At 60.6% G+C, this 24785-nt stretch carries 22 protein-coding genes; 19 read left to right on the top strand and 3 right to left on the bottom strand.

All coding sequences use genetic code 11. The features are described 5' to 3' along the window. Positions 1–4: 4 nt before the first annotated feature. The 8 genes from KQ933_RS22760 (at position 5) to KQ933_RS22725 (ending at position 8098) form a co-directional block, all read left to right on the top strand. A complete protein-coding gene (locus KQ933_RS22760; RefSeq protein WP_216760105.1) occupies positions 5–1351 on the top strand; it encodes a multicopper oxidase family protein in 1347 nt (448 codons plus the stop codon). 33 nt (positions 1352–1384) lie between these two features. Beyond that, the gene (locus KQ933_RS22755; RefSeq protein WP_216760104.1) at positions 1385–1864 is read left to right on the top strand and encodes a plastocyanin/azurin family copper-binding protein; all 480 of its coding nucleotides are present in this window, start codon (positions 1385–1387) and stop codon (positions 1862–1864) included. A gap of 24 nt (positions 1865–1888) precedes the next feature. Then, a complete protein-coding gene (locus tag KQ933_RS22750; RefSeq protein ID WP_216760103.1) occupies positions 1889–2173 on the top strand; it encodes a copper-binding protein in 285 nt (94 codons plus the stop codon). Positions 2174–2230: 57 nt separating this feature from the next. Then, positions 2231–2692 carry a DUF411 domain-containing protein gene (locus KQ933_RS22745; RefSeq protein WP_216760102.1) on the top strand — a complete coding sequence of 154 codons (462 nt, stop codon included), beginning with the start codon at positions 2231–2233 and terminating at the stop codon, positions 2690–2692. A gap of 216 nt (positions 2693–2908) precedes the next feature. After that, positions 2909–3607, top strand: a complete 699-nt coding sequence (locus KQ933_RS22740; protein ID WP_216760101.1) for a GntR family transcriptional regulator — start codon at positions 2909–2911, stop codon at positions 3605–3607. A 482-nt stretch (positions 3608–4089) separates the two neighbouring features. After that, entirely contained in the window at positions 4090–5286 is a 1197-nt protein-coding gene (locus KQ933_RS22735; RefSeq protein ID WP_216760100.1) for an amidohydrolase family protein, read from the top strand. Continuing rightward, a complete protein-coding gene (locus KQ933_RS22730; RefSeq protein WP_216760099.1) occupies positions 5286–6860 on the top strand; it encodes a gamma-glutamyltransferase family protein in 1575 nt (524 codons plus the stop codon). Before KQ933_RS22735 ends, KQ933_RS22730 begins: the two co-directional genes overlap by 1 nt. Beyond that, the gene (locus KQ933_RS22725) at positions 6857–8098 is read left to right on the top strand and encodes an amidohydrolase family protein (protein WP_216760098.1); all 1242 of its coding nucleotides are present in this window, start codon (positions 6857–6859) and stop codon (positions 8096–8098) included. Before KQ933_RS22730 ends, KQ933_RS22725 begins: the two co-directional genes overlap by 4 nt. A gap of 59 nt (positions 8099–8157) precedes the next feature. Here KQ933_RS22725 and KQ933_RS22720 read toward each other — a convergent pair whose 3' ends face one another. Next, the gene (locus KQ933_RS22720) at positions 8158–8943 is read right to left on the bottom strand and encodes an SDR family NAD(P)-dependent oxidoreductase (protein WP_216760097.1); all 786 of its coding nucleotides are present in this window, start codon (positions 8941–8943) and stop codon (positions 8158–8160) included. 242 nt (positions 8944–9185) lie between these two features. Here KQ933_RS22720 and KQ933_RS22715 point away from each other — a divergent pair, with 242 nt between their 5' ends. The 4 genes from KQ933_RS22715 to KQ933_RS22700 all read left to right on the top strand — a co-directional run bounded on the left by KQ933_RS22715 (position 9186) and on the right by KQ933_RS22700 (position 13722). Then, positions 9186–9986 carry a BtpA/SgcQ family protein gene (locus KQ933_RS22715; RefSeq protein ID WP_216760778.1) on the top strand — a complete coding sequence of 267 codons (801 nt, stop codon included), beginning with the start codon at positions 9186–9188 and terminating at the stop codon, positions 9984–9986. Positions 9987–9999: 13 nt separating this feature from the next. Beyond that, positions 10000–11505, top strand: a complete 1506-nt coding sequence (locus KQ933_RS22710) for an FGGY-family carbohydrate kinase (RefSeq protein ID WP_216760777.1) — start codon at positions 10000–10002, stop codon at positions 11503–11505. A gap of 180 nt (positions 11506–11685) precedes the next feature. Further along, positions 11686–12519, top strand: coding sequence for a DeoR/GlpR family DNA-binding transcription regulator (locus tag KQ933_RS22705; RefSeq protein ID WP_216760096.1), 834 nt, complete (start codon positions 11686–11688; stop codon positions 12517–12519). A gap of 126 nt (positions 12520–12645) precedes the next feature. Further along, complete coding sequence (locus tag KQ933_RS22700) at positions 12646–13722, top strand: questin oxidase family protein (protein ID WP_216760095.1); 1077 nt, start codon at positions 12646–12648, stop codon at positions 13720–13722. Between the two features lie 16 nt (positions 13723–13738). Here KQ933_RS22700 and KQ933_RS22695 read toward each other — a convergent pair whose 3' ends face one another. Next, complete coding sequence (locus KQ933_RS22695) at positions 13739–15202, bottom strand: NAD(P)/FAD-dependent oxidoreductase (RefSeq protein ID WP_253958395.1); 1464 nt, start codon at positions 15200–15202, stop codon at positions 13739–13741. 456 nt (positions 15203–15658) lie between these two features. On the opposite strand from KQ933_RS22695, the gene KQ933_RS22690 reads away from it, so the two are divergent. The 7 genes from KQ933_RS22690 (at position 15659) to atzF (ending at position 23064) form a co-directional block, all read left to right on the top strand. Beyond that, positions 15659–16894, top strand: a complete 1236-nt coding sequence (locus KQ933_RS22690; protein ID WP_253958451.1) for a sugar ABC transporter substrate-binding protein — start codon at positions 15659–15661, stop codon at positions 16892–16894. A gap of 131 nt (positions 16895–17025) precedes the next feature. After that, a complete protein-coding gene (locus tag KQ933_RS22685) occupies positions 17026–17925 on the top strand; it encodes a carbohydrate ABC transporter permease (RefSeq protein WP_216760774.1) in 900 nt (299 codons plus the stop codon). A gap of 4 nt (positions 17926–17929) precedes the next feature. Continuing rightward, on the top strand, positions 17930–18751 hold the full coding sequence (locus tag KQ933_RS22680) for a carbohydrate ABC transporter permease (RefSeq protein WP_183800303.1): 822 nt from the start codon (positions 17930–17932) through the stop codon (positions 18749–18751). 10 nt (positions 18752–18761) lie between these two features. Then, positions 18762–19910 (top strand): ABC transporter ATP-binding protein, encoded by a 1149-nt coding sequence (locus KQ933_RS22675; protein WP_216760094.1) that lies wholly within the window; start codon positions 18762–18764, stop codon positions 19908–19910. Continuing rightward, the gene (locus KQ933_RS22670; protein WP_216760093.1) at positions 19907–20593 is read left to right on the top strand and encodes a cysteine hydrolase family protein; all 687 of its coding nucleotides are present in this window, start codon (positions 19907–19909) and stop codon (positions 20591–20593) included. The genes KQ933_RS22675 and KQ933_RS22670 overlap by 4 nt, the downstream gene beginning before the upstream one ends. After that, the gene (locus tag KQ933_RS22665; RefSeq protein WP_216760092.1) at positions 20586–21227 is read left to right on the top strand and encodes a cysteine hydrolase; all 642 of its coding nucleotides are present in this window, start codon (positions 20586–20588) and stop codon (positions 21225–21227) included. The genes KQ933_RS22670 and KQ933_RS22665 overlap by 8 nt, the downstream gene beginning before the upstream one ends. A gap of 4 nt (positions 21228–21231) precedes the next feature. Then, positions 21232–23064: an allophanate hydrolase gene (atzF, locus tag KQ933_RS22660; protein ID WP_216760091.1), complete on the top strand. Its 1833-nt coding sequence runs from the start codon at positions 21232–21234 to the stop codon at positions 23062–23064. 277 nt (positions 23065–23341) lie between these two features. On the opposite strand, the gene KQ933_RS22655 is transcribed toward atzF, so the two are convergent. After that, complete coding sequence (locus tag KQ933_RS22655; RefSeq protein ID WP_253958450.1) at positions 23342–24739, bottom strand: efflux transporter outer membrane subunit; 1398 nt, start codon at positions 24737–24739, stop codon at positions 23342–23344. Positions 24740–24785 lie beyond the last annotated feature (46 nt).

Below are 24785 nucleotides of genomic sequence, written 5' to 3'. Positions count from 1 at the left end.
CACCATGTTCAACAGACGACAACTGTTCGGTGCAAGTGCGGCGCTGCTGGCGGCCGGCGCGTGGACGAAGACTTCGGCGATGGGCCTGCCCGACGCCCCGACGATGGATACGGCGGCCATGCAGCCGCCGCTCCACCCGACCTCCGGCCCGGACTACCAGCCGGTCGTCACCCTCAACGGCTGGACGCTTCCGCACCGTATGAACAATGGCATCAAGGAGTTCCACCTCGTCGCCGAACCGGTGGAGCGCGAAATGGCTGATGGCATGACTGCTTATCTCTGGGGCTATAACGGCCAGTCTCCGGGTCCGACGATCGAGGCGGTCGAGGGCGACCGGGTGCGCATCTTCGTCACCAACAAGCTGCCGGAGCACACGACGATCCACTGGCATGGCATGATCCTGCCGTCCGGAATGGACGGTGTCGGCGGGTTGACTCAACCGCACATCCCCGTGGGCAAGACCTATGTCTACGAGTTCGACCTCGTGAAGTCGGGCACCTTCATGTACCACCCGCATTCCGACGAGATGGTGCAGATGGCCATGGGCATGATGGGCTTCTTCGTCGTCCACCCGAAGGATCCGACGTTCATGCGCGTCGACCGCGACTTCGTCTTCCTGCTCAACGCCTACGACATCGATCCGGGCTCCTACGTGCCGCGTATCATGGAAATGACCGACTTCAACATGTGGTGCTGGAACAGTCGCGTGTTTCCGGACATCAGCCCACTCGTCGTTTCCAGGAACGACAGGGTGCGGGTGCGGGTCGGCAACCTGACGATGACGAACCATCCGATCCACATGCATGGCTATGATTTCGAGGTGACGTGCACGGATGGCGGCTGGGTGCGGCCGGAAGCACGGTGGCCGGAGGTGAGCATCGACATCCCGGTCGGGGCGATGCGCGCCTATGAGTTCGACGCCAAATATCTCGGCGACTGGGCGATCCACTGCCACAAGTCGCACCACACGATGAACGCGATGGGGCACGACATTCCGACCTTCATCGGTGCGGATAAGTCGAAGCTCGCCGAGAAGATCCGCAAACTCCAGCCGGAATACATGCCCATGGGCACCAAGGGCATGGCCGACATGGGCGAAATGGAAATGCCCATTCCCAAGAACACCGTCCCGATGATGACCGGCTGGGGGCCGCACGGCCCGATCGAGATGGGCGGCATGTTCTCGGTCGTGAAGGTCCGCGAGGGCATCTCGGCGGACGATTACTCCGATCCGGGCTGGTACGAGAACCCGCCCGGAACGCAGGCCTGGGAGTGGACCGGCGAGCTGCCGGACGCGACCAAGGCCAAAGACGCGAAGACGCAGATCACGCCGAAGCCGACAAACGGCTGAGGCTCGATATCCAACACTCAAAAGGATCCATGCATGAAGAACTATATATTGGCACTGGCTGTCGCAGCGCTCGCAACTCCCGCCCTTGCCTCCGGCGACCATGCCGGCGGTCACGACGAAAAGATGGCTGTCGGGGAACCCGGCGACAAAGCCAAGGTGACACAGACGGTGCGCGTCACCATGAAGGAAACCGATGACGGGAAGATGGTGTTCACGCCGGCGGTCTTCAACGTCCGCAAGGGGCAGACGGTGAAAATCGCGATCAAGAATGCCGGAACCGTCGACCATGAATTCGTGCTCGATCAGGAAGATAAAATCCTGGAGCACAAGAAGGTCATGGAGAAGTTCCCCGAAATGGAACATGCAGACGCCAACTCCATCCGCCTTCCGGTCGGCCAGTCCGGCGAGATCGTCTGGAAATTCACCACCGACGGCGCGTTCAAATTCGCCTGCCTGATCCCCGGTCACTACGAAGCCGGCATGCACGGCGATGTCAGCGTCGCCACAAAGTAGTCCATCGCAAAGGAGCGTGAAATCATGAAGACTGTCATCAAACTTGCCATCGCAGCCGTCCTTACGACCAGCGCGGCATTCGGAGCCTTCGCGCAGGAGTTCACCAAGGGTATCGTCAGCAAGGTCGACGCCAAGGCGAACAAGGTCACCATCAAGCACGAGGAGCTGAAGAACCTCGAGATGCCCGCCATGACGATGGTGTTCCGCGTCGAAGATCCGGGTCTCCTCGCGAAGCTGAAAGAAGGGTCGAGCGTCGCGTTCGTCGCAGAACGCGTGAATGGCAAGCTGACCGTGACCGAGGTAAAATAGCAACCCGCGGCCGCCCGGCCGATCATGCCGGGCGGCGGCCATCGAGGAGTGAAGACAATGCGCAGGAGAAGCTTCATCGCAATGGCGGGTTCCGCCCTGGTATTGCTCGCCGGACGGGTTGGTGCGACCGTCCCGACGGAGATGACTGTCTACAAGGATCCGAACTGCGGCTGCTGCCACGCATGGGCGAAGGCGATGGCCGCCGCGGGCTATTCCGTCGACATCCGCGACGCGGACGACCTTGCCGCGGTCAAGGTGCGGCTGGGGGTGCCCGCCGACATGCAGGGATGCCATACTGCCGTCGTCGAGGACTATTATCTGGAGGGCCACGTTCCGCTTACGGCCGTCAAACGGCTGCTGCAGGAGCGGCCTTCGCTGCGAGGGCTGGCCGTTCCCGGCATGCCGGCCGGCTCGCTCGGAATGGGCGAGGATCCTCGGGCGTCCTACGACGTCTATGCGATCCCCTCGGAGACCGGGGCGCCACACGTGTTCATGGAGGTCCGCCCCCGAAAGGGATGACGCCGCGATTGATCGATCCATGCCTGTTGCCGCTCAGGAAACCGGAGCGTTGCAGAGCCGTGGGCGGCAGGCGTTCATCGTGACCCGTTCGAACCGATCATGTCCATTCTCGAGGTGCTTTCGGTGAAGTAGAGCGATGTGGCCGGACAAGTATCGCCTTGTTGTATGCGTGATGTCGCGATAATGTATACAACAGCAATGACATAACGGAATCAGATGCCATCCAATCCCGATCGTGTGAAAATCGCCCACCGCACACTGCGACAGGCCATTATCGAGCAGGCTCTCAAAGCCGGGACAAAACTTCCCGAGGACGAGATCGGCCGGCATTTCTCCATGAGTCGAACGCTCGTGCGCACCGTACTTGCCAAGCTGCAGGCGCAGGGACTGGTCGACACTTACCATAAGCGCACGGCCACCGTCGCCCAGCCAAGTCTTGAGGAAGCGCGCGATGCCTTTGCCATTCGCCGCGCACTCGAACGGGAGGTGATGAAGGCTGTCATCAAGCGCTGGAGCCCCGCGATCGAAAAACTGTTGCGGGAACATGTGCAGGAAGAGGAAGCCGCACATGCCAAAGGCGATGTGCGCCTGTCAACTCGGCTGGCGGGCGAGTTCCACCTGAAGCTCGCCGAATTGTCCGGTAATGCGCTGCTCGAGCGTTATCTCTCCGAACTTGTTTCACGCTGCTCGCTCATCCTTGCCATGTATAGCCGGCCGCATTCCAGCGAATGTGCAATCAGTGAGCATTCCGGCCTCATCAACGCATTAAAAAAGGGCGATCTGGCCAGCGCGGAGCACTTGATGGACGAGCATCTATCATCCGTCGAAAGCCGCGCACTGATCGAGGATGATCTTGCAAAAGAGCCGGACATCGGTTCCATCCTGTCGCGCTTTTCGAGCCGCGTCACCGGCTGAACTGCCAGCTTTTCAATCACGTATACAAGATTTGTGTAAAATATGTAGACATAGCGCCTCGTGGCCGCGCGATGGCCGGTAATTCGATCGACGCCTCCCTGGCCTTTAATTCCAATTTTCCCCAAGTGATTCCGGCCAATGAGGTCGTAGCGCTCTGCCTGACGCTACACGCGATACAGTTTGGCATCCATATTGCATACCTGAAACTCAGGATGCTGTAGACTGGATTCTGCTCATGTCGCATGCAATGCTGTCATCGCCCGAATATCGCCGGAAGCCCTTGCGAGTGAGATCAAGGACCAGAACGGTAAGGCGAAAGTCGCCCCCGATCAGGAGCTCTCTGAGAACGACATCAAGGACATGACATGGCTGATCGAAGGTGTGCAGGGTATGCTGCCGCAGAACCGATCCTCCATCGCTGCAGAACAGCCGGCCCCGCACTGGGCGGTGGCCGACTGATAATAGAGGGGAAAGGAACACAAGTGGGCAGGGAAACAGTTTTCGCCAACGCAAAGCTCGCCGACGGCACTCTGAACGATATCGTGGTTCAGGACGGCCGGATCACTGCGATAGGACCGGCGGGCTCAGACGCCAGCGCGGCAAACGTGGTTGATATCGACGGAGCCCTTCTCGTGCCGAGCTTCGTCGAGGGCCATATCCATCTCGACACCAGCTTCTACGGCGACAAGTGGATCCCGCACAAACCGTGCACCAATGGCTTCGACGTGCATGAGCGCGTCGCCTTTCAAGCCGAGAATATGGCGGTCGCAGCGCCCATGGACGAACGCGCTCGCAACCAGCTCGATCTCTGCATTTCTAACGGCGCCCTACAGATGCGCAGCCACGTGATGGTCGATGGATCGGTCGGCCTGAAGTCGCTCGAAACCATCCTGAAGGTTCGCGAGGACTACACTGATATCATCGACATCCAGCTCGTCGCCTTCCCGCAGAGCGGCATCCTCAAGAGCCCCGGTACACCGGAGCTGATGGACGAGGCGATCGCGATGGGTGCCAATCTCGTCGGCGGGCTTGATCCACTCTCCTTCGACCGCGACATCAAGGGCCATCTCGACGTGGTCTTCGACATTGCCGAAAGGCGCGGCGTCGACGTCGATATCCATCTCCATGACGCGGGCACGCTCGGCGCCATGACGATCGAGGAGATCTGTGCTCGTACGACCGCGCTTGGCATGCAGGGGCATGTCGCCGTCAGCCATGCCTATGGTCTTGGTGATCTCGCGCCGGAAGCCGCAAAGAAGATTGCCATGCTGATCGCCAAAAGCGGCGTCTCGATCATGACCAACGCGCCCGGCAACCACAATTTTCCTCCTGTAACCCTGCTGCGCGCTGCCGGCGTCAATGTCTTCAGCGGCAGCGACAATATCCGCGATTCCTGGTGGCCCTTCGGGGATGGCGACATGCTGCGCCGGGCAGAGATTATCGCCTACCGTTCCGGTTTCTTCAGTGATGCGGAACTCAGCGCCGCTTTCGACGTGGTCACATCAGGCGGCGCCAAGGCGATGCGGCTGGAAGGCTACGGGATCGAGGTCGGCGCAAAGGCCGATTTCGTCACGCTCACGGCCGAGCATGTACCGGAGGCCGTCGTCGCAGTTCCGAAACCGCGCCGCGTCTTCAAGCAAGGCCGCCTCGTCGCCGAAAACGGCTCGGTGATACGCTGATGTCCTCTCCCGTCACTCAGACCACTCCAGCTGACATGTCGTCCCGCCGCGCCATGATCGTGACGCCGCATTGGCTCGCCAGCGAAGCTGGTGCCAAGGTGTTGCGGCGCGGCGGCAATGCCATCGAGGCGCTGGTTGCCGCAGGTGCGGCGCTTGCGGTCACCTACCCGCATTTCTGCGGTCTCGGCGGCGATGCCGTCTGGCTGGTCGCCGACGAGACGGGAAAGGCGGAGACCTTCCTCGGCATCGGTCAGGCGGGCGGTATCATTCCGGAGGGGGACATCCCCTTACGCGGAGCCGCCTCCATGCTGACGACAGCCTGCCTCGTGGATAGCTGGGACAAAGTGCTTGCTCATTCCACCGCGGAATGGGCGGGATCGGAGAGTCTGCCGAGTCTGCTTGACGATGCGATCGCCCTTGCGGAAAACGGCTTCGAGGTCAGCCGGTCGCAGTCCTTCTGGTACGAATTCCGCCGTAGCGAGCTGGTGCGCTGGCCGGGCTTCAGGGACCTTTTCACCTCATCAGGCATTCAGCGGCAGCCAGCAATCGGCAGAACGCTTGATGGCATTGCCCGCCACGGCGCTCGCGAATTCTACGAGGGGGCGCTCGCCCGGCAGATCGCCACTGGGCTGGCAGAGGCCGGTTCGCCGCTTTTGGCCACCGATCTCGCCGCAACACGAACCGATATCGCGCCTCCGCTCCGGCAGACCTATCGCGACACAACGCTGCTCGCGCCGCCTCTCCCGACCCAGGGCATAACCACGCTCGGCATTATGGGCGTGCTCAACCATTTGTCGATGAGGGATTTTCCTCCCGATAGCGCAGGTTTCTACCACAGGCTCATCGAGGCTGTGAAACAGGCTTTTCTCGACCGGCATACCATCGCCGATCCCCATTACGCGGCCGATGTTTCGCCAGCGCTGCTCGATCCAGTGCGCCTTAAGGCAAAAGCCGCGGCAATCGATTCCAGCCGCGCATTGCCCTGGCCGCAGCCCTATCGGCACGGCGACACAGCCCTACTTGCCGCCGTCGATGAGAAGGGACGCTGCGCATCGTTGCTGCAAAGCCTCTATTTCGACTGGGGAAGTGGCGTCGTGGTCGGCGATACAGGCATCCTCTGGCAGAACAGGGGTGCTGCCTTCAGCACCGACCCGACCAGCCCCAATGTCATCCGTCCCGGCAAGCGCCCGTTCTATACGCTCAATCCAGGCCTGGCGCTCAAGAACGGCCGGCCGCATCTTATCTATGGCACGCAAGGGGCCGATGGACAGCCGCAGACCTTGTCGCTGCTCCTCAGCCTGCTGGTCGACCATGGCCTCGATCCAGCCGCAGCACTTTCCCGCCCGCGCTTCCTGCTCGGCCGCACCTTTTCCGACAGCCGGGACACGCTGAAGATCGAGGAAAATGTCGGCTTGGAAACGGTCTCCGCACTTGCCGCCATGGGCCACGAGATCTCAACGATCGACAGTTTCAGCCCCCTCGGTGGGCAGGCCGGCGTTATCCGCATCGGGCAGGACGGTGCAACCGATGGCGCTCATGACCCACGCAGCGACGGAGGCGCGATCCTGCTGTGACGTCTGGCCCATTATTTGATCTCGTTATCCGCAATGTCCGTGTCGAGGAGAACGGCCCCGTCGTCGACATCGCGGTGCGAGAGGGTCGGATCGCTGACATCGGATCCGATATCCGGTGCGAGGCGATCGAAAGCGTCGACGGCGAGGGAGCGTTCGCCTTCGGCGGGTTTGTCGATACACACATCCATCTGGACAAGGCCTGCATCCTCGACCGCTGCACGATTTGCGAAGGTACACTTGCCGAGGCCGTGCGGGAGACGGCGAAGGCCAAGGCGGGCTTTGAGGAAGACGACGTCTATGCCCGGTCTGCCCGCGTCGTTGAGAAGGCGATTTCACACGGCACCACGCGGATGCGCACCTTTGTCGAGATCGATCCTCGCGCCGGCTTCCGTTCCTTCGAGGCGATCAAGCGCATCCGTGAAGACTATGCCTTCGCGGTCGATATCGAGATCTGCGCCTTCGCCCAGGAGGGGCTGACAAATGAGCCGGAGACACTGGATATGCTCGACGCCGCCCTTTCCAATGGCGCGGATCTGGTCGGCGGCTGTCCCTATACGGACCCCGATCCCAACAGGCATATCGAGATGATCTTCGCCTTGGCGCTCAAGCATGACATGCCGGTCGACTTCCATCTCGATTTCAGCCTTGATCCCGATCGAAGCGATCTGCCGGCGGTGATCGACGCCACGCTTCGTCACCGTTGGCAGGGTCGCGTGGCGATCGGCCACGTCACCAATCTCTCGGCCATGTCGCAGGCAGAGATCGTCTCCATTGCTGATCGGCTGGCTGAAGCCGACATTGCGCTTTCTGTCCTGCCATCCACCGATCTGTACCTGAACGGACGCAGTCATGATCGGCTGGTTCCGCGCGGCGTCGCACCCGCTCACCTGCTGGCAGGCCGCGGTGTCGCGACCTCGATTGCGACCAACAACGTGCTCAATCCCTTCACTCCCTACGGTGATGCCTCGTTGATCCGCATGGCCAATCTCTATGCAAACGTCGCCCAGCTCTCGCGAGACGAGGACATGGCGCTGGTCTTCAGCATGGTGACAGATGCGGCAGCACGCCAACTCGGCAGCGTCAGACGGTTAGAAGTAGGCGCCGAGGCGACGATCGTGCTGCTCGACAGTCCTGGCCCGCGTGTCGCAGTGCGCGAGATCGCCCGCGTCATTGCCGGCTGGAAGAACGGCAACCGGAGTTTCGATAACGGCAAGCCCAGAATTCACAGACCAAAGTGAACACCAGTGGGTCACCCGCTATCAGGCGTTGACGCGCAAAACATGTGTCAGCACCTCGGTTAAGTCATATAGACGCCACCAGTCACATTGACGCCCTGGCCCGTCATAAAACGGGCGCTGTCGGAGCAAAGGAAGACCACAACATCGGCAACATCCTCGGCTGTTTCGATGCGCCCGAGGGGTGTTTGGCCGACATATTCGTCGAACACCTGTTGCGGTGAGATGCCGCGAAGGCGCGCCTCCCATTCGATCTCCCGGCTTTGCATACCGGTTTTCACGAAGCCTGGGCAGACGGCGTTCACCCTGATACCTGCAGATGCGAGCTCGCGTGCGAGGGCTTGGGTCCAACCAAGAACGGCAAACTTGCTGGCAGAATAGTGGGCAAGAAGCGGCGCACCGACTTTTGCCGCAAGTGACGCGGTATTGACGATGCAACCGTGGCCCTGCCCGACCAGATGGCGACCAGCGATCTGGTTCGTCAGAAAAATCCCGCGCGTGTTGACGTCGAAATTGAAGTCCCATTCCTCGTCGGTCAACTCGAGGGCTTTTTGCATGGTGGAAACGCCGGCATTGGCTATGACGATATCGCAACCCCCTATCCCGTTTACCGCCTCCATGAAGGCGGCCTCGACAGAAGCCCGCTTGCGCACGTCGACCTCGACGGCGACCGCACCCTTTCCGATCGACTGAACCGCCTGGGTTGCCGCGTCGAGATTGATGTCAGCGATTGCTACGACAACATCCTGGGCGGCAAGCGCCTTGACGATTGCCAGGCCGATGCCGGTTGCACCGCCCGTAACGAACGCGCGGCGCCCCTGAAGCTCGGAAAAGACAGGCGGTTTCATGGCAGCTCCTTGAACGATTTCCGGAAAACGTATCCAACAAAATCGAACTCATCAAATGTTTTTTTTGTTTGATTGAGTTCGTTTCGATGCGTATGGTCATGCTGACTTGCGCATGGTGTTCCCTCAGGAGTCCGACGCGCTCGGCAATCACTCAAGGCAGTTCACAGGAAAACGTGAGCTCAATCATCGTTGCTCGGTCGAGCCGAGCCTGCATAACAGAACGTCGTGGAAGGACTTGCACAATGGTTTTTGAATGCTTCGGGACGCGCAAGAAGGTGGTCATCGCCATGGCCCATATCGGCGCCCTGCCCGGATCGCCACTTTACGACGCTCAGGGAGGCATGCAAAAGCTGATCGACGACGTGGCATCAGACGTCGAGAAGCTGCAGGCCGGCGGCGTCGATGCCATCATGTTCGGCAACGAGAACGATCGGCCCTACGTCTTCAAGGGGTCGGCCGAGAGCGTTGCGGCGATGACCGCCATTGTACAGGCAATCAAGCCTCAACTAAAAGTTCCGTTTGGCGTGAACTATCTCTGGGATCCAGTCTCCAGCGTCGCCATCGGCGCTGTCACCGGCGCCAGTTTCGTGCGCGAAATCTTCACAGGTCTTTTTGCCTCCGACATGGGATTATGGCAGCCGGACTGCGCAACTGCGGCTCGACTACGGGCGAATCTCGGCCGGGGCGACATGAAGATGCTGTTCAATATCAACGCCGAATTTGCTTATTCGCTGGATCAGCGCCCGATAGCGTTGCGCGCCAAGAGCGCCGTCTTCTCCTCCGTCGCCGATGCCATTCTTGTATCCGGCCCGATTACCGGACAGCCAGCGAGCCAGTCGGATCTTCGCGACGTATGCGAAGCCGTTACCGATGTCCCGGTCTTTGCCAATACCGGCGTCAACATCGACAATATCAGCGACGTTTTCTCCATGGCGCAGGGCTGCATCATAGGCACCCATTTCAAGGTGGACGGCAACACGTGGAACGCTGTTGACGCGGCGCGCGTCAGGCGCTTCATGGATGTCGTCGAAACTTTACGCTGAGGCGAAAAGCATCATGGCAGCCGTCCTCGGCCTCGATATCGGAACGACCTCCACGATAGGCATCCTGGTCGGCCTGCCGGATCGGATCCTGGCAACGGCAAGCCGGCCGGTGACCTTGTCGTCCCCACATATCGGCTGGGCAGAGGAAAACCCTTCGGAATGGTGGGAGAACGTATGCTCCATCATCGGAGAACTGCTCTCCACTTCCGGCCTTGATGCCGGAGAGATCAGCGCGGTTGGCGTGACAGGCATGCTTCCTGCCGTCGTTTTGCTCGATGCGCACGGCAAGGTGCTGAGACCAAGCATTCAGCAAAGCGACGGGCGCTGCGGCGCTGAAGTCGCCGAACTGAAGGCGGAATGGGACGAACGCGCATTCCTGGAGAGGGCCGGCAACGGCATCAATCAGCAGCTTGTCACAGCAAAACTGAGATGGATAGAACGGCATGAACCGAGGGTCTTCGAGCAGATTGAAACGGTCTTCGGTTCCTACGACTACATCAACTATCGACTGACCGGCGCCCGCTCCGTCGAACAGAACTGGGCGCTGGAAGCAGGCTTCGTGAATATCGCAACGGATGCCATCGACGAAGAGCTCGTGCGTCTTGCTCACATCGATCCTCGCGTCGTGCCGATAAAACGTGCGTCTTCGGAGATCATGGGGATCGTCGATGAACGGGGCGCCTCGGAAACGGGTCTGAGGATTGGAACCCCCGTCGTCGGCGGTGCGGCAGATATGATTGCGTCCGCGCTGGGTGCGGGCGTCATCGAGGCCGGCGACGTTCTCTTAAAATTCGGTGGCGCGGTCGATATTCTGACGGCCACCGACGTTGTGGCCCCGGATACCAGGCTTTTTCTCGACTATCATCTGGTACCGGGCCTTTACATGCCGAACGGCTGCATGTCGACAGGTGGCTCTGCGCTGAATTGGTTCGTGAATAACTTTGCATCTGGCGAACAGCATGCTGCCGATGCCAAGGGATGCAGCCTGCATCAGCACCTCGACCATCTGGCCGAACAAAAGCCCGCCGGCTCTGACGGGCTGACGATCCTGCCCTATATGCTCGGTGAAAAGACGCCCATCCACGATCCGGCAGCCCGCGGCGTGATTGAGGGGCTGACGTTGTCGCACGATATCGGTCATCTCTGGCGCGCCCTGCTTGAAGCTTATGCCTATGCCATCCGCCATCACGTCGAGGTGCTGATCGATATGGGGCATCGCCCGAGGCGCTTTCTGGTGTCGGACGGCGGCGCACAGAGCACGATATGGATGCAGATCGTGGCCGACGTGCTTGGCGCCCCGGTGCAGCGCCTTTCGGGACATCCAGGCTCCTGCATCGGCGCGGCCTGGAGCGCTGCGATCGGCGTTGGTCTCGAATCCGACTGGCGCAGTGTCACGCGCTTCGTACACTTTTCGGATGTCCTGGAGCCACGAAGCGCCAATGCAATCCTGTATGACGATGGCTATCGCCGCTACCGGGAACTCTATAATCGCATCGCACCCGTCTGGAGACCACGGTAGATACGAACTCTCAGGGATTGTAATGGCTGAAAGCTGTGCACTCCACACGGCACTATCTGAGCGGGCCTATGATTACCGTGACGATTATGTTTAATTCGAACAGATATTGATGTAAATGGCGTCCGTATGCGGCCTTCTGACGGATGAAATTCTGAAAGACGAACACGAGACGAAAGTAAGATGACGAGCGAGCAATCCGCCGCCAGATCCGGCGAACGACCCAAATTCCTTGCCCAGGTCCGGCAGGCCGCGATCATCGAGGAGATCGGACGGGTCGGATCGGTAACGGTCAGCGATCTGGCGCAGCAGCTTTCGGTCTCTGAAATGACCGTGCGGCGCGATCTCGTCGAACTTGAGAAGGACGGCCGCCTCATCAGAACGCATGGCGGTGCGGTCAAGCCGGATCGGGCGCCCGCCCTTGCGCTCGCAGAGAATGTCGATCGCGAAGAACCGGCATTCGAGGCGCGCCTTGCGCGCAACGCTGCGCAAAAGCGAAGGATCGCCGCCGCCGCCGCCAGCCTGTCCCAAGCCGCGCGCAGTATTGCGATCGATGTCGGTACGACCCCCTATTTCGCAGCCGAGGCGCTTGCCGGCCGCCAGCAGGTTAAGATTTTTACCAACAGCATACGTACGGCCTCCTATCTCGGCGCCAAGGGCGTGGAGACCTACCTGGCCGGCGGCCGGATTCGCGGCGAGGAAATGTCGACGAGCGGTCCTTCAGCCGTGGAGCAATTCGAATCGCTGTGGTTTGACATCGCCTTCATTGGTGTTTCCGGCCTGACGGCGCAGGGCATCTTCGACTATTCCTTCGAGGAAACAGACATGAAGCGTGTCTATCTAAGTCACGCCTCGCAGCGCGTGGTTCTGTGCGACTCGACGAAATTCAACCGGATGTCCCTCGTTCATGTCGCCAAACTTGGCGAATTCGACACACTCGTCTGCGACGAGGCGCCAACAGGCGAACTGGCATCGGCCCTGAAGGCAGCAGGCGTCGCTGTCACCGTTGCCGACTGATCCGGACAGACCGCCGTAGTCAGCCGGAATACACGTTGCCTTTTGTTTTATCTTGTTTGATATTGTTCGAACATCGTCGCGTAGCTTAGCCTAAGCGCGTTGGATGTTGAAATCAGGGTAAGGATCATGTCTCAGGCAACCACGGCAGTACAGGCAGGCCACCTCTATAGGGACGAGGCAACGGGCACGCGATTGAGGGAGTTAATCGCTGATGTCGGCCGCCGGAGCGGCGAATTCCCTGACGATCTGGCCAATCATTTGCCAATGGTTCTCGAGGCCATGGCCCGACTCGGCGCTCCGGCTGCGCGGCTTGAGGCTTACGCAGAGCACTATACACGCTCCCACGCCGTTCCGATGCAGCCCCCCCTCATATCTGCGTTGGACGACGCAACATGGCGCAGCGCTCTCGGCCGGCGCGAACGAGAAGGCGACCTGCGACGCTATTTCACTGCAAGGGTCTCAAAGGAAGGCGGTTCGGCCACAGCCCTGGCGGTCATGCCGGTGCTCGCTCCCGGTGTCGCGGCATCGGCGACGCACGGGCTGATGCGGCTCGCCTACGCATTTCTGCGCAATGATGATGCCGAGGTCGCCGCAGCGCTCGGCTACTGGGCTGCAACCTATCTCGCTTACAAGGGCATTCCGGCTGAGCGCATGCCGGATACCACGGATCCGCTGGCATGTCTGATCGACATGCGGGCAGACCCCGCCTTACGCAACCTCGACGCACCGACCCACCTCCTGTGGAAATGGATCGAGGCGATGGGCAAGCTCTCTGCATTTCGGGATCGTCTCGGACGGCTGGTCGCCGGGCCGGATTTCCTTGACCGCATCCGCCCGGCGTCCCTTGCTCTTTATGCGGGGACGATGAGCTTCGAAGCCCTGCATGCGGTGACCGGCTGCCATTGGCTGCGCCTCGTTTCCCCGCATATCGGGGAGCCCCAGCGCCTCGCGCTGCATTTCTGGGAAGTCGTGATGGCGCTCTACACCAAGATCGGCATGCCGCTTCCGCCGACCTCCGGAGAACTGGAGGAATGGCGCCATCTACCGCTGCCCTCCGATGCCGAGATAGCGGCGGCGGCCGTCGCATCCGACGACGAACATGACCATTCACTCGTGTTTTCCGCCTTCGAGGAATATCGCTACACTGGCGATCGACTGTATAAAGTCGTTGCTGCGCGACGCGTCGGGCTCATCGCCGGATGATCTCAGCGCGCCATGCTCACGGACCGATATTCGGCTGGAAATGCACCTTGTCGTAGCCGTCCAGTGACCGGAAAAAATAGTCGATATTTCCCATGAACAGTCCCCGGCAAATGCCGGCGACAAGCTTCGGCACCCCTGCCTTCAAGCCGGTGATGCCGTTACAAACCGGACCAAGACTTGGTACCGCGGCATTGTTGAAGATATGAATATTGGCAAGCATGGATGCCGTTCCGGGAACCTTTTCGACGAGTTCGAAGGCCGGACCTAGATAGGGATAGGCGAGAAGGTCGAGGTCGACCTCGCCCTTTGGCGGCGCGAAGCGGTCGGCCCAGGTCGCGATCAAGCCGGAAAACCCGGCCAGTTCGGGTCGATGCGCAAGGTCAATCCGATAACCTGTTCCAAGCAGAAGGTGATCGAAGGCAAAGTCACCGACCGTCGTCTTGACGGCAATCTCGCCGCATTCGATCCCAACCGCTTCTATCGCTGCTCCAGACACGAGGCGGCACCGAGGGAATGCCATGGCGCGCTCGTACATTTCCATCGTCGGCGGTGTTCTGAAAGCGAACATGCGACGGGTGAAGCGATAACGGCTCTCATCATCGAGATCGGAGAAGTGATTGAGAAAGCCCGGAAAATTCGACCAGTCCAGCAGTTCGGTCTTGGGCAGGGACGGCGCACGGGCAAGGAGCGTTACGCTGTCGGCACCCGCCTCCAGTGCGGTCACCGCCCAGTCGAAACTGGAGGCAGCCGCGCCAATCACCCCGATCCGCTTGCCGGCAAGGCTCTGTGCTAAGATGGGTTCGCCGCTATGCGTCCAACGTTCCCTCGGTAATCCGTGGCGGATCAGAGCGGGCACATGAAGCCCACCGGCCCCCTCCAGGCCCGTCGCCAGCACCACCTTGCGACAGGACATTGTGCGTTCCCGGCCGCCCTGCAGAACGCGTAGCCGGAGATGATCCCGCTCCTCGTCGATTGAAAGCAGCCGGCTGTCGTTTTCGACGTTCAGCGCCAGCACCGTTCGAAACCAACTCAAATAGTTCATCCAGGCAATGCGATCGATCCTGTCGAGCCTGTCGAAGCTATTGCGACCGTGAAGCGCTTCGTGCCATGCCCGATAGGTCAGGCTCGGCACGCCAAGATCCGGACCGCTCAGCGTCTTCGGGGATCGTAAGGTCCGCATGCGCGCCGTCGTCACCCACGGCCCCTCCTGCCCCGCGGGTGCGGCATCGATCAGGCTGACACGTTCCACTCCTTGCCTCTTGAGGCCGAAGGCGATCGTAAGACCCGACAGGCCTGCACCGACGATAATGACGTCGTGCGAGACATCAGCCTCATCGTGCGTCGGAACCCAGGCTCGTGGTGCCGCTTCGATCATCCCGAGATCGCGTCGAACCTGTCTTTCGAGCCGCAGCAACCGTGATCTTGCTGCCTTCGCCGCATCCGGGCTGGACATATCCTGCGCCGACAATGGTTCCTGCATCGAGACTGACCCCCAGAATTTTCCCGAAGCGTAGCGAACATGATCACGTTGTAAAGTGTTTGATCATGTTTCTTTTCGATTTTTTCTATCATGCCGTGTTCGTTTTTGGATCGACATTTCGGCAAACAGTCTGCCGGAGCGTGGAGAGCCTTTCCATCACTCGCCTCACCACGCGGGCCGAAATCCATGCGATAAAACAGCTATATAATGAGAGATCGGCCGTCAGGTGAAAAAACAAGCAGATCAAAGTTCATCATTTAGGCAGGATGCGACTGCTTTAACCAAAGTAGCTGGCATCGAATTCTATTTTGTTATATATGTGATTTTTTGTTTGACTTGGAATTGAGGCGCGCTAACGTCACCTCATATTTCACCGCACCGGAAAGGTTGATTGTCATGACGAGAGCCTCTTCATTCTCCATGCCCAAAACGGCATACCGCCTGACGGCCGCCGTCATGGCGCTGATGGCGACCACCGCCTACACGCAGGCAAAGTCGCTCGACGGCGTGACCCTGACGATCGCGTCGATGAACGACGGTTTTTCCAAGGTCCTCACCGAGCTGGCACCCGCCTTCAAGGAGGAAACCGGTGCCGACCTCAAGGTCGAGATCATGGACTACGGCACATTGTTGACCAAGACGACAGCGGATTTCGTCGGCGACACCAAGGGTTACGATCTGGTGACCATGGACATCGTCTGGGCGGGCGCCTACGCTGAGAACAAGTACTCGGTCGACCTGACCGACTGGGTCAAGCGCGACGCTGCCGAACTTGATCTCGACGACATCTATCCGGTGGCGCTGAAATCGCTCGGCCAATATGACGATCACTATGTGGCCTTTCCGTTTGCGGCCTACGCCAACGTGCTCGCCTATCGCAAGGACCTTCTGGAAGCTGCCGGGCTGAAGCCGCCGGCGAGCATGGAAGAACTTGTCGCCGATGCCAAGAAGCTGACGGATCCCTCAAAGAAACAATACGGCTTCGTCGCCAACGGCCAGAAGGGGCCGGCGGTCGCCCAGGACTGGATGCAATACAACAACCAGCTCGGCGGCTCCATCCTGGACAAGGACGGCAAGCCCGCCCTCAACTCTGAGGCAAATATCAAGAGCCTCACGGTCTACAAGGAACTCTTCACAGAGGCTGCACCTCCCGGCGCCATCGAATATGACTGGGGCGGGCGCGAGGAAAGCTTCCGCCAGGGAATGTCTGCCTTCATGCAGACCTGGTCTGTGGGTGCTGCTGCCTATTCCGATCCGAAAGTATCGAACATCGTCGGCAAGGCCGGCATTGCCGTGGCGCCGGTTGCCGCGGGCATGACGCCGCAATATGGCGTCGGCGGCTGGGGGCTTGCGATCAATGCCGATATCGATACGTCGAAACAGGAAGCTGCATGGACCTTCATCAAGTGGGTGACGAGCAAGAAAATCCACAAGGAGTTCAATATGCTCGGTGCCGGCGGCTTCATGCGCAAGAGCCAGATGACCGACCCCGACCTTCTTGCCAAATACGACTTCCTGCCGGTGATCGCGCAAACCTACGAGCACGGCAACGGCGAATTCCGTCCGCGCATTCCGGAATATCCGGAAATTCAGGATATGCTCGGCACAGCCGTCAATTCCGTACTCGCCGGCGCCGCAACCCCGAAGGAAGCGCTCGACAAGGCGCAGGAAGCAGCAGAAAAACTGTTCTGATCGCCGCGCCTGCCGCTATGCTTGGCAGGCGCATTCCGCTTCGCGACCGCGCCGATCCTCAAACCGGCGCGGTCAAGGATGCAGCCTGAGGGCCGGAGCCGGGCCTGACACGAATGAACGCTGTTTTGCCGATGCCCTATCGCTTCTCCGATCGCCGCAGGCTCTTCCTGTTCTTGATGGCCGCGCCGGCAGTCATCTACGTCGCTGCAATCGGCCTTTGGCCACTTTCGCAAGGGATCTGGTACAGCTTCTATCGCTACAATCTTCTCCGTCCGGCCAGGACAAGTTTCGTCGGCCTGCAGAACTATGTCGACATCTTCACCGATGAGGCGACACGCACGGCAATCCTCAACACCTTCCAGTTTACGATTTTCAGCGTCGGCCTCCAGCTCATCTTCGGCTTCTGCCTGGCACTCCTTCTGTGGCGCGACAGCCGCTTCAATCGCGCGGTTCTGGCCTTCCTGCTGGTGCCATCGACGATCACCCCGCTCGTGGTCGGACTGATCTTCAAGGCGCTGCTTGGCGCCGACTACGGCATGATCGGCTATTTCCTGTCCGAGGCGGGCATCGGACCCCGCACGGGCCTCCTCACCGACGCTTCAACCGCACTCTGGGTCCTCATATTGATCGACTGCTGGGAGTGGACCCCTCTAATGACGCTGATCCTGCTTGCCGGCCTCAAGGCACTTCCGGCGGACCTGCTTGAGGCCGGGACAGTCGACGGCGCAACGGCATGGCAGCGCTTCCGCCTATTGATCTTGCCCTTGATGCTGCCATCGATCTTCCTCGCACTCACGCTGAGGACGATGGATGCCTTCCGGGTCTTCGATTCCGTTTTCGTCACAACAGGCGGCGGGCCGAACGATGCCACCAACACGCTGATGATGCTGGGCGTCAAGGAGGGGCTGCAATTCTTCAATGTCGGCTACGCCTCCGCCGTCGGCAACGTCACGCTGCTGTTCATCGCGCTGATAGCGACCGTTCTGCTTCTGGTCGTCCGACGCGCCGATGTCAGGATCAACGGGAGATAGGCCGATGTCACGTGTTTCCAGGCGTCGCATCCTTGCCGAGCGCACGGTCGTCCTCGTTGCAACCCTCCTGTTCCTGCTTCCGGTCTGCTGGCTGATCGCGACCGCCTACAAGCCGTCGAACCAGATATTCACCGTGCCGCCGCGCTTGACCTTCGAGCCGACGCTCGATCAATTTCGCCAGGCCCTTGCGCTGTTCGACGTCGTTTCGCTCGTCCGCTCGTCGCTGGTGATCAGCCTTGGCACGACACTTCTTTCGCTTCTGCTCGGCGTTCCCTCCGGCTACGCGCTGGCGCGCTCCAAAGCACGCTTTGCCACGGGCTTTGCCTATTTCTTCCTGGCGATCCGGATGATCCCGGCGATCGCAGCACTGATCCCCTTTTATCTGCTGATGCGTGACATCGGCCTGCTCGGCAGCTGGTGGGCGGTCATCGTGTTCAATACCATGCTGAACTGCGCCTTCGTGACCTGGATGATGTTTTCCTACTTCAAGTCGCTGCCGCCGGACATGGAAGAGGCCGCGCTGACCGATGGCTGCACGCTGATCGGTGCGTTCCTGCGCGTGGCCCTGCCGTCTGTGCGCTCCGGCATCATCGCCTGCGCACTCTTTTGTATGATGTTCTCCTGGAACGACTTCCTTCACCCGATGTTTCTGACGACCCTGGATTCAAAGCCGATCTCGGTCGCGCTGCTAACGGCTTATGGGACCAAGGACATTACCTGGGGCACGCTCGGAGCTCTTGCTCACTTTTCCACCATACCGATTGTCCTGATGGCGCTTTTCATGAACCGCTACTTCGTTCAGGGCGCGACCAACGGCGTACAGTAGGGCAGACAGCATGGCCGAAATCTCGTTTACGAACGTCTCAAAGACCTATGCCGGCGGCAAGACCGCCGCGCTGAGTGATTTCAATCTCAAGATCGCCGACGGGGAGTTCATGGTACTGGTCGGCCCGTCCGGCTGCGGCAAGACCACCGCTCTTCGCATGATCGCCGGCCTGGAGGATATCTCCTCCGGCAAGTTGAAGATCAATGACACGGTGGCAAACGATCTGTCGCCTCGCGACCGCGATATAGCCATGGTCTTTCAATCCTACGCGCTTTATCCGCATCTTACCGTTGCGGACAATATCGCCTTCGGACTGAAGGTGCGCGGCGCCAGGCCTGAAGTCATCGCCGACAAGGTGCGCGAAACCGCCGCGCTGCTGGAATTGACGGAATTTCTGGATCGCAAGCCGAGCCGTCTTTCCGGCGGCCAGCGGCAGCGCGTCGCCATGGGTCGCGCCCTGGTGCGCTCGCCGAACGCCTTCCTGATGGATGAACCGCTTTCCAATCTCGATGCGCGCCTGCGCGGTCAGATGCGCGCCGAAATCTCGCGACTGCAGCGCATGACGGCGGTCACCACTGTTTATGTCACCCACGACCAGGTGGAAGCCATGACGATGGGCCACCGGGTCGCCGTCATGAACAAGGGAACGCTGCAGCAACTTGATACGCCACGTGCGCTCTATGATCATCCGGTCAACATGTTCGTCGCCGGCTTCATCGGCTCCCCGCCAATCAACTTTCTGGAGGGCAGCCTCATCGCGCACGACAACCGCCCAGCGGTTGCAATCGGCGAATTCCTGCTGCCGCTCGCGCAACAGAGCGAGCGCGCGGCCCGCCGCATCGATCAACGGGTCACGATCGGCATCCGGCCCGAACATCTGAAACTATCTGACAATGCCGGTATGCCCGGCACAATCTCAGCAAGAGCCTCCTTCGTCGAAGACCTCGGCGCCGATCTGCTCGTCCACATGGAGGACAAGGGAACGGCTGCGAGCGGTGCCGTCGTCATGGACGACGAACGTGACATGATGAAATCGGCGCCGAGGCTGAAAGCGCTCGTCGACAGCAGCCATCGTGTGCGACGCGACGAGCGCGTGACATTCTCCGTGGATCCGTCGCTGATCCTGCTCTTCGATCCGGAAAGTGGAGCTCGCCTGTGAGCAAAGAGTCGACCGCGACCTTCTGGCCTCTGGGCGGCACGGTTTCCAAAGCCGGTATCGCCTTGATCATCATCGACATGCAGATCGATTTCTGCGCAGCCGGCGGCTGGGTCGACCAGCTTGGCGAAGATGTATCAAACACCCGCTCGGTAATCACACCTATCGCTGAGGCGCTCGCCCGCGCCCGCGCGGCCGGCCTGACGGTCATTCACACCCGTGAGGGACATCATCCCGATCTTTCCGATCTCCACACCAACAAGCAATGGCGAACGCGCCGTCACGGGCTGGGGATCGGCGACATGGGAAAGACCGGCCGGATACTCGTTCATGGTGAGCCCGGTTGGCAGATCATTCCGGAATTGACACCGATCGACGGGGAGATCGTCATCGACAAGCCCGGCAAATCCTCGTTTCATCGGACCGATCTTGCCGAGCAGCTCGAAAGCCGCGGCATTTCGCGGCTCGTCGTCACCGGCGTGACGTCGGATTGCTGCGTGCAATCCACGATCCGCGACGGCTTCGAGCATGGCATCGAATGTGTCCTTCTTGAAGATTGCACCGCTGCGGTCGAAACCCGAAACCACGAAGCGACGTTGGAAATCCTTCGAGCCTTTGGCGGGCGCTGGGGTGGCGTTGCCGATCGGAGCGCTTTTGCCGCCATGCTGGAAACGGCGGATGATTGAGAACTCGATGGATCATTTCGGGCGGATTGACGCCAACCCCTATGCGTGGCCCTTCGACGGCGAATGGTCATCCGGTGATACCGCCCTTCTGCTCCTCGGCTTCCAGAGCGGCGGCGTCCGCGGCCTCGCCGCCGAAGCGGAGCGCGATACCGCCATCCGCTTGATCGGGGCGGCCAGCCGTCGCGGTCTTGCCATCATCGCCTCAAGGCGTGGACAGGACCCCGACGGTGGCGCTCTGGCACGTCGACGTGCGGTCCTTGGCGATGAACTCCCTCAAAAAGGCAGCGCAGACTGGCAGTTCGATGACAGCATATCGCTTCCGCTCGGCACCATTATCATCGATCATGCCGGCGACAACGCTTTCTTCGGGACCGGCCTTGAGGACACTCTCCGCAGGCGCGCAATTCGCAACCTTCTCGTGACCGGCCTTCCGACCGACGGGCTCGTGCACGCAACGCAGCGCGCGGCAAACGACATGGGTTTCGAATGCCTGACCGTCATCGACGCCTGCAAGGGAACCTCTCCGGCGCGCCATGACGCGCAGCTGCGCATAACCACATTCGGTAACGGCCTTTTCGGCGCGATTGCCTCAGCCGCCGCTGTCGAGGCGGTTCTCGGAAATCATCAGGAGTGAAGCCATGTCCGAACTGAAATGGTCCGACACGACGGGAAGCCTCGACCTTTCGACGCTCTCGTCCGCCTATGCGGCCGGGACGCTGACGCCGACGCGCGTGATCAACGCGATCTACGATCGCATCGCGGCGCGCGGCGAGGATCACGTCTGGACCTATCTCGTGTCGCGCGAGACTGCTCTTGCGACGGCAGAAGCGCTGGAGGCAGAAGGTTATGATGGGCGGCCGCTATGGGGCATTCCGTTTTCCGTGAAGGACTGCAACGACATTGTCGGCCTCCCCACCACGAATGCCCTGAAGGAAGGTGCCTATATCGCGACGTCCAGCGGTCAAGCACTGGACAGGATCTTCGACGCCGGCGCCATTCTCATCGGCAAGACCAACATGGATCAGTTCGGCATCGGCCTTGTCGGCATGCGCACGCCCTATGGCGCCTGCTCGTCGGTCTTCGATGATCGCTTCATTTCGGGAGGATCGAGCTCCGGGTCGGGCGTCTCGGTTGCGGCAGGGCTGTCGTCCTTTTCCATCGCAAACGATGCCGCCGGCTCCGGTCGCGTGCCGGCCGGTTTCAACAACATCGTCGGCATCAAGCCGACGCCTGGCCTCGTCAGCAATGCATGTGTGTCCGGCGGAGGCTGCGTCAAGACGATCGAAACGCTCGCGATCTTCTCGCTGACCGTCGAGGACGGCATGAGCGTCCTCAGGCTGATCGCCGGATACGACCCGTCATACCCGTTCTCCCGGCCGGAAGCGGACGCCGTTCCGCTGATACCCGCGCCCGCGCCGCCGCGTTTCCGCTTCGGTGTGCCGGCTGACAAAGCACTTCGCTTCTTCGGCGATACCGAAGCTGAAAGGCTCTTCGGCGAGGCGATGGCGCGATTGACGGCGATGGGAGGAGAAAAGGTCGAAGTGGACTTTGCTCCGTTTGAGGAAACGCAGCGTATACTCTACGAGGGGCCATGGATCTCAGAAAGAGCGTTGAGCCTCGACAGCGTGCTTGAGAAGCATGGAGAGTCGATCCATCCGGTCACACGTCAGATCCTGTCGAAATCCACAAATTTTACGGCTGGCGACACCTTTGCAGCCATTCACAGGATCGCCGAACTGAAGCGCGATACGCGTGCCCTCTGGAACGACATTGCCGTGCTATTGGTCCCGACAACGCCGACGATCTACACCAAGGAAGAGATTGCCGCCAATCCCATTCAACTCAACAGCAATCTCGGTATCTACACCAATTTCGTGAACCTGATGGGGTTGTGCGGCATCGCCGTTCCCAACGGCTTCCGCAGGGACGGCCTGCCTCTTGGCGTAACCTTCCTCGCCCCTGGTTTTAACGAGGCGCGAGCAGCCGGTATCGCAGCTTCTTTCCACAGGGCGACCGGGCTCAAGCTCGGCAAATTCGACAACCCCTATCCGGAACCGGCTGACGCATCCTTGCCCGATGGCTATCGTGAAATTGCGGTCGTCGGCGCACACCTTTCCGGAATGCCGCTCAATCACGAACTGACACAGCGATCAGGTCTGTTTCGAAGAGCCGCCCGAACCAGCGGCGATTACCGTCTCTTCGCATTGAATGGCACCGCGCCTCCAAAGCCCGGCCTGGTCCGCGACGTGTCGAGCGGCGCCCCGATCGATGTCGAGGTCTGGGCTTTGCCCGTGGCAGACTTTGGAGATTTCATCGATCGGATTCCGGCGCCGCTTGGCGTGGGAAAACTCTCGCTGGAAGATGGATCTTTGGTCACCGGTTTTCTGTGCGAGGCGATCGCCGTCAAAGAGCAGCCCGATATCACTGCCTACGGGGGCTGGCGCCGATACGTGGAAAGTATGGCCGTTTGATTGTGCCGGCAGGCGCCTCCGGTATCGACGGCGATTTCGGTGTCTATGCGCTTGCAACCGGCGGCGGGGCATGGCGTGGTGCTTTTGGAGAATGGGCGCGGCCACACCGGCTGGAGCGGTCCAGGCTTGAACCGGCACCACAAACAACCGCCTTCCTCTCCGTCCGTGAGGATAAGTTCGCAATGGGCAAACAGCGACGATGAAGAAGGCAGGAATCGGCAGCGCGCCGTCTCAAGAAGCCGATTGCAGCGCCGAATAGACGGCTCACTGTCATTCTTCATGGCTTTCGCGCCAGTCGCGGTCCCATGTCTTTGTCGACAATCTCCCGCTTCGAGGCATCGACGCCCCCGTCCCAGCCGCCGCCGAGTGCTTTGTTCAGCGCCACGTAGCTGTTGGCGAGCGCGATGCGGCTTTGAACGAACGCATCCTCGGCGCTGTAGAGGGAGCGTTGCGCATCGAGGACGGACATGAAGTCCGCCGAACCACCTTCGTAGAGAGTCCGGGACAATGTCGCAGACTGGCGATAGGCCTCGACTGATGCTGAGAGCTTGCCGTAACGCACCCTTTCCTGCGCCAGCGCGACCAGCGCATTCTCGATCTCTTCGAGGGATCTCAACACCGCGGCCTGATACGCCACGAAATTTTGGTCCCGTTGAGCTTGGATGACCTCGACCGCCGCCTGCAATTGCCCGCCTCTGAAGAGCGGAACGTTGAGCGCAGGTCCGAACGACCAGCCGATCGAAGAGTTTTTGGCGAGATCTCCGACGCTAAGCCCGGTGGTGGCAATGTTGCCGATCAAATTGATCGAAGGGTATCTTGAGGCTTCTGCCTGGCCTATCCTCGCGGTCGCCTGGGCCAGCTGGCGCTCCGCTGAGCGTATATCAGGCCGCGACAGCAGGGTATCGGCGGGAATGCCGACCGGCATCGGCAGCTTTGGTCGCGGGATCGGTGCCTGGCGCTTCAACCGTTCCGTAAGCTCGCCCGGCGCACGGCCCGTGAGGACGCTGAGCCGGTGGACCGCTTCGGCGTAGGAAATCCTCAGGCCCGGTATCGCGGCCTCGGTCGATCGCGCCTGGCCGGTGGCGTTGGCAAGATCCATGGCCGTTGCCGAGCCTGCGGCCATTCGAACCTTAATCAGTTGCGCCGCATCGCGTTGCACCTTCGCCGTGCGTTGTGCGAGCGCGATGCGCGCCTGATAGCCCCGAGCGGACACATAGTTGGAGGCAACGTCGCCGATGAGCGTCAGCATGGCCAGCCGCAATTGTTCGTCGGCTGCCTCCAAGCCATAGAAAGCCGCCTCGACGCCGCGCTGGTTCCTGCCGAAGAAATCGATTTCCCAGCTCGCGTCGAATCCAGCCTGATATTGCGTTGAATCCTGCTGATCGGTGGTGGCTCCCCTCACGGCCGTGGTCGCGGTTCTGAGACGGTTCGCGGAACTGTTGCCTCCAAGTGCCGGCAACAGGGTGCCTTCTGCTTGGCGGTAGGTCGCGCGCGCCTCCCTGACCTGGGCCTTCGCCGCCGCGACATTGAGGTTGCCCTGGATGGCCTCCTCGATGAGGGCATTCAAAGTCGGATCGCCGAGGCGGGTCCACCAGCGGGACAATTGCGGCCTGGCAATCGATTGGGTCCGATCCGCCGAGCTATATTTGATCGGGAGCGCAAGCGAAGGTCTCATATAGTCAGGCCCGACCGCACAGGCGCCGAGGGACAGGACAAGAGAC

Source organism: Rhizobium sp. WYJ-E13 (assembly GCF_018987265.1).
GTDB lineage: Bacteria > Pseudomonadota > Alphaproteobacteria > Rhizobiales > Rhizobiaceae > Rhizobium.
This window is presented reverse-complemented; position numbering and strand designations above follow the sequence as displayed.

Bases quoted from the DNA above. Each gene is read 5' to 3' on its own strand.
- KQ933_RS22730 (WP_216760099.1), top strand. From the start codon at position 5,286: ATGTCCTCTCCCGTCACTCAGACCACTCCAGCTGACATGTCGTCCCGC.
- KQ933_RS22690 (WP_253958451.1), top strand. From the start codon at position 15,659: ATGGCGCTGATGGCGACCACCGCCTACACGCAGGCAAAGTCGCTCGAC.
- KQ933_RS22715 (WP_216760778.1), top strand. From the start codon at position 9,186: ATGGTTTTTGAATGCTTCGGGACGCGCAAGAAGGTGGTCATCGCCATG.
- KQ933_RS22685 (WP_216760774.1), top strand. From the start codon at position 17,026: ATGCCCTATCGCTTCTCCGATCGCCGCAGGCTCTTCCTGTTCTTGATG.
- KQ933_RS22740 (WP_216760101.1), top strand. From the start codon at position 2,909: ATGCCATCCAATCCCGATCGTGTGAAAATCGCCCACCGCACACTGCGA.
- KQ933_RS22750 (WP_216760103.1), top strand. From the start codon at position 1,889: ATGAAGACTGTCATCAAACTTGCCATCGCAGCCGTCCTTACGACCAGC.
- KQ933_RS22700 (WP_216760095.1), top strand. From the start codon at position 12,646: ATGTCTCAGGCAACCACGGCAGTACAGGCAGGCCACCTCTATAGGGAC.
- KQ933_RS22655 (WP_253958450.1), bottom strand. From the start codon at position 24,739: ATGAGACCTTCGCTTGCGCTCCCGATCAAATATAGCTCGGCGGATCGG.
- KQ933_RS22675 (WP_216760094.1), top strand. From the start codon at position 18,762: ATGGCCGAAATCTCGTTTACGAACGTCTCAAAGACCTATGCCGGCGGC.
- KQ933_RS22665 (WP_216760092.1), top strand. From the start codon at position 20,586: ATGATTGAGAACTCGATGGATCATTTCGGGCGGATTGACGCCAACCCC.
- KQ933_RS22760 (WP_216760105.1), top strand. From the start codon at position 5: ATGTTCAACAGACGACAACTGTTCGGTGCAAGTGCGGCGCTGCTGGCG.
- atzF (WP_216760091.1), top strand. From the start codon at position 21,232: ATGTCCGAACTGAAATGGTCCGACACGACGGGAAGCCTCGACCTTTCG.
- KQ933_RS22680 (WP_183800303.1), top strand. From the start codon at position 17,930: ATGTCACGTGTTTCCAGGCGTCGCATCCTTGCCGAGCGCACGGTCGTC.
- KQ933_RS22710 (WP_216760777.1), top strand. From the start codon at position 10,000: ATGGCAGCCGTCCTCGGCCTCGATATCGGAACGACCTCCACGATAGGC.
- KQ933_RS22720 (WP_216760097.1), bottom strand. From the start codon at position 8,943: ATGAAACCGCCTGTCTTTTCCGAGCTTCAGGGGCGCCGCGCGTTCGTT.
- KQ933_RS22745 (WP_216760102.1), top strand. From the start codon at position 2,231: ATGCGCAGGAGAAGCTTCATCGCAATGGCGGGTTCCGCCCTGGTATTG.
- KQ933_RS22755 (WP_216760104.1), top strand. From the start codon at position 1,385: ATGAAGAACTATATATTGGCACTGGCTGTCGCAGCGCTCGCAACTCCC.
- KQ933_RS22695 (WP_253958395.1), bottom strand. From the start codon at position 15,202: ATGCAGGAACCATTGTCGGCGCAGGATATGTCCAGCCCGGATGCGGCG.
- KQ933_RS22705 (WP_216760096.1), top strand. From the start codon at position 11,686: ATGACGAGCGAGCAATCCGCCGCCAGATCCGGCGAACGACCCAAATTC.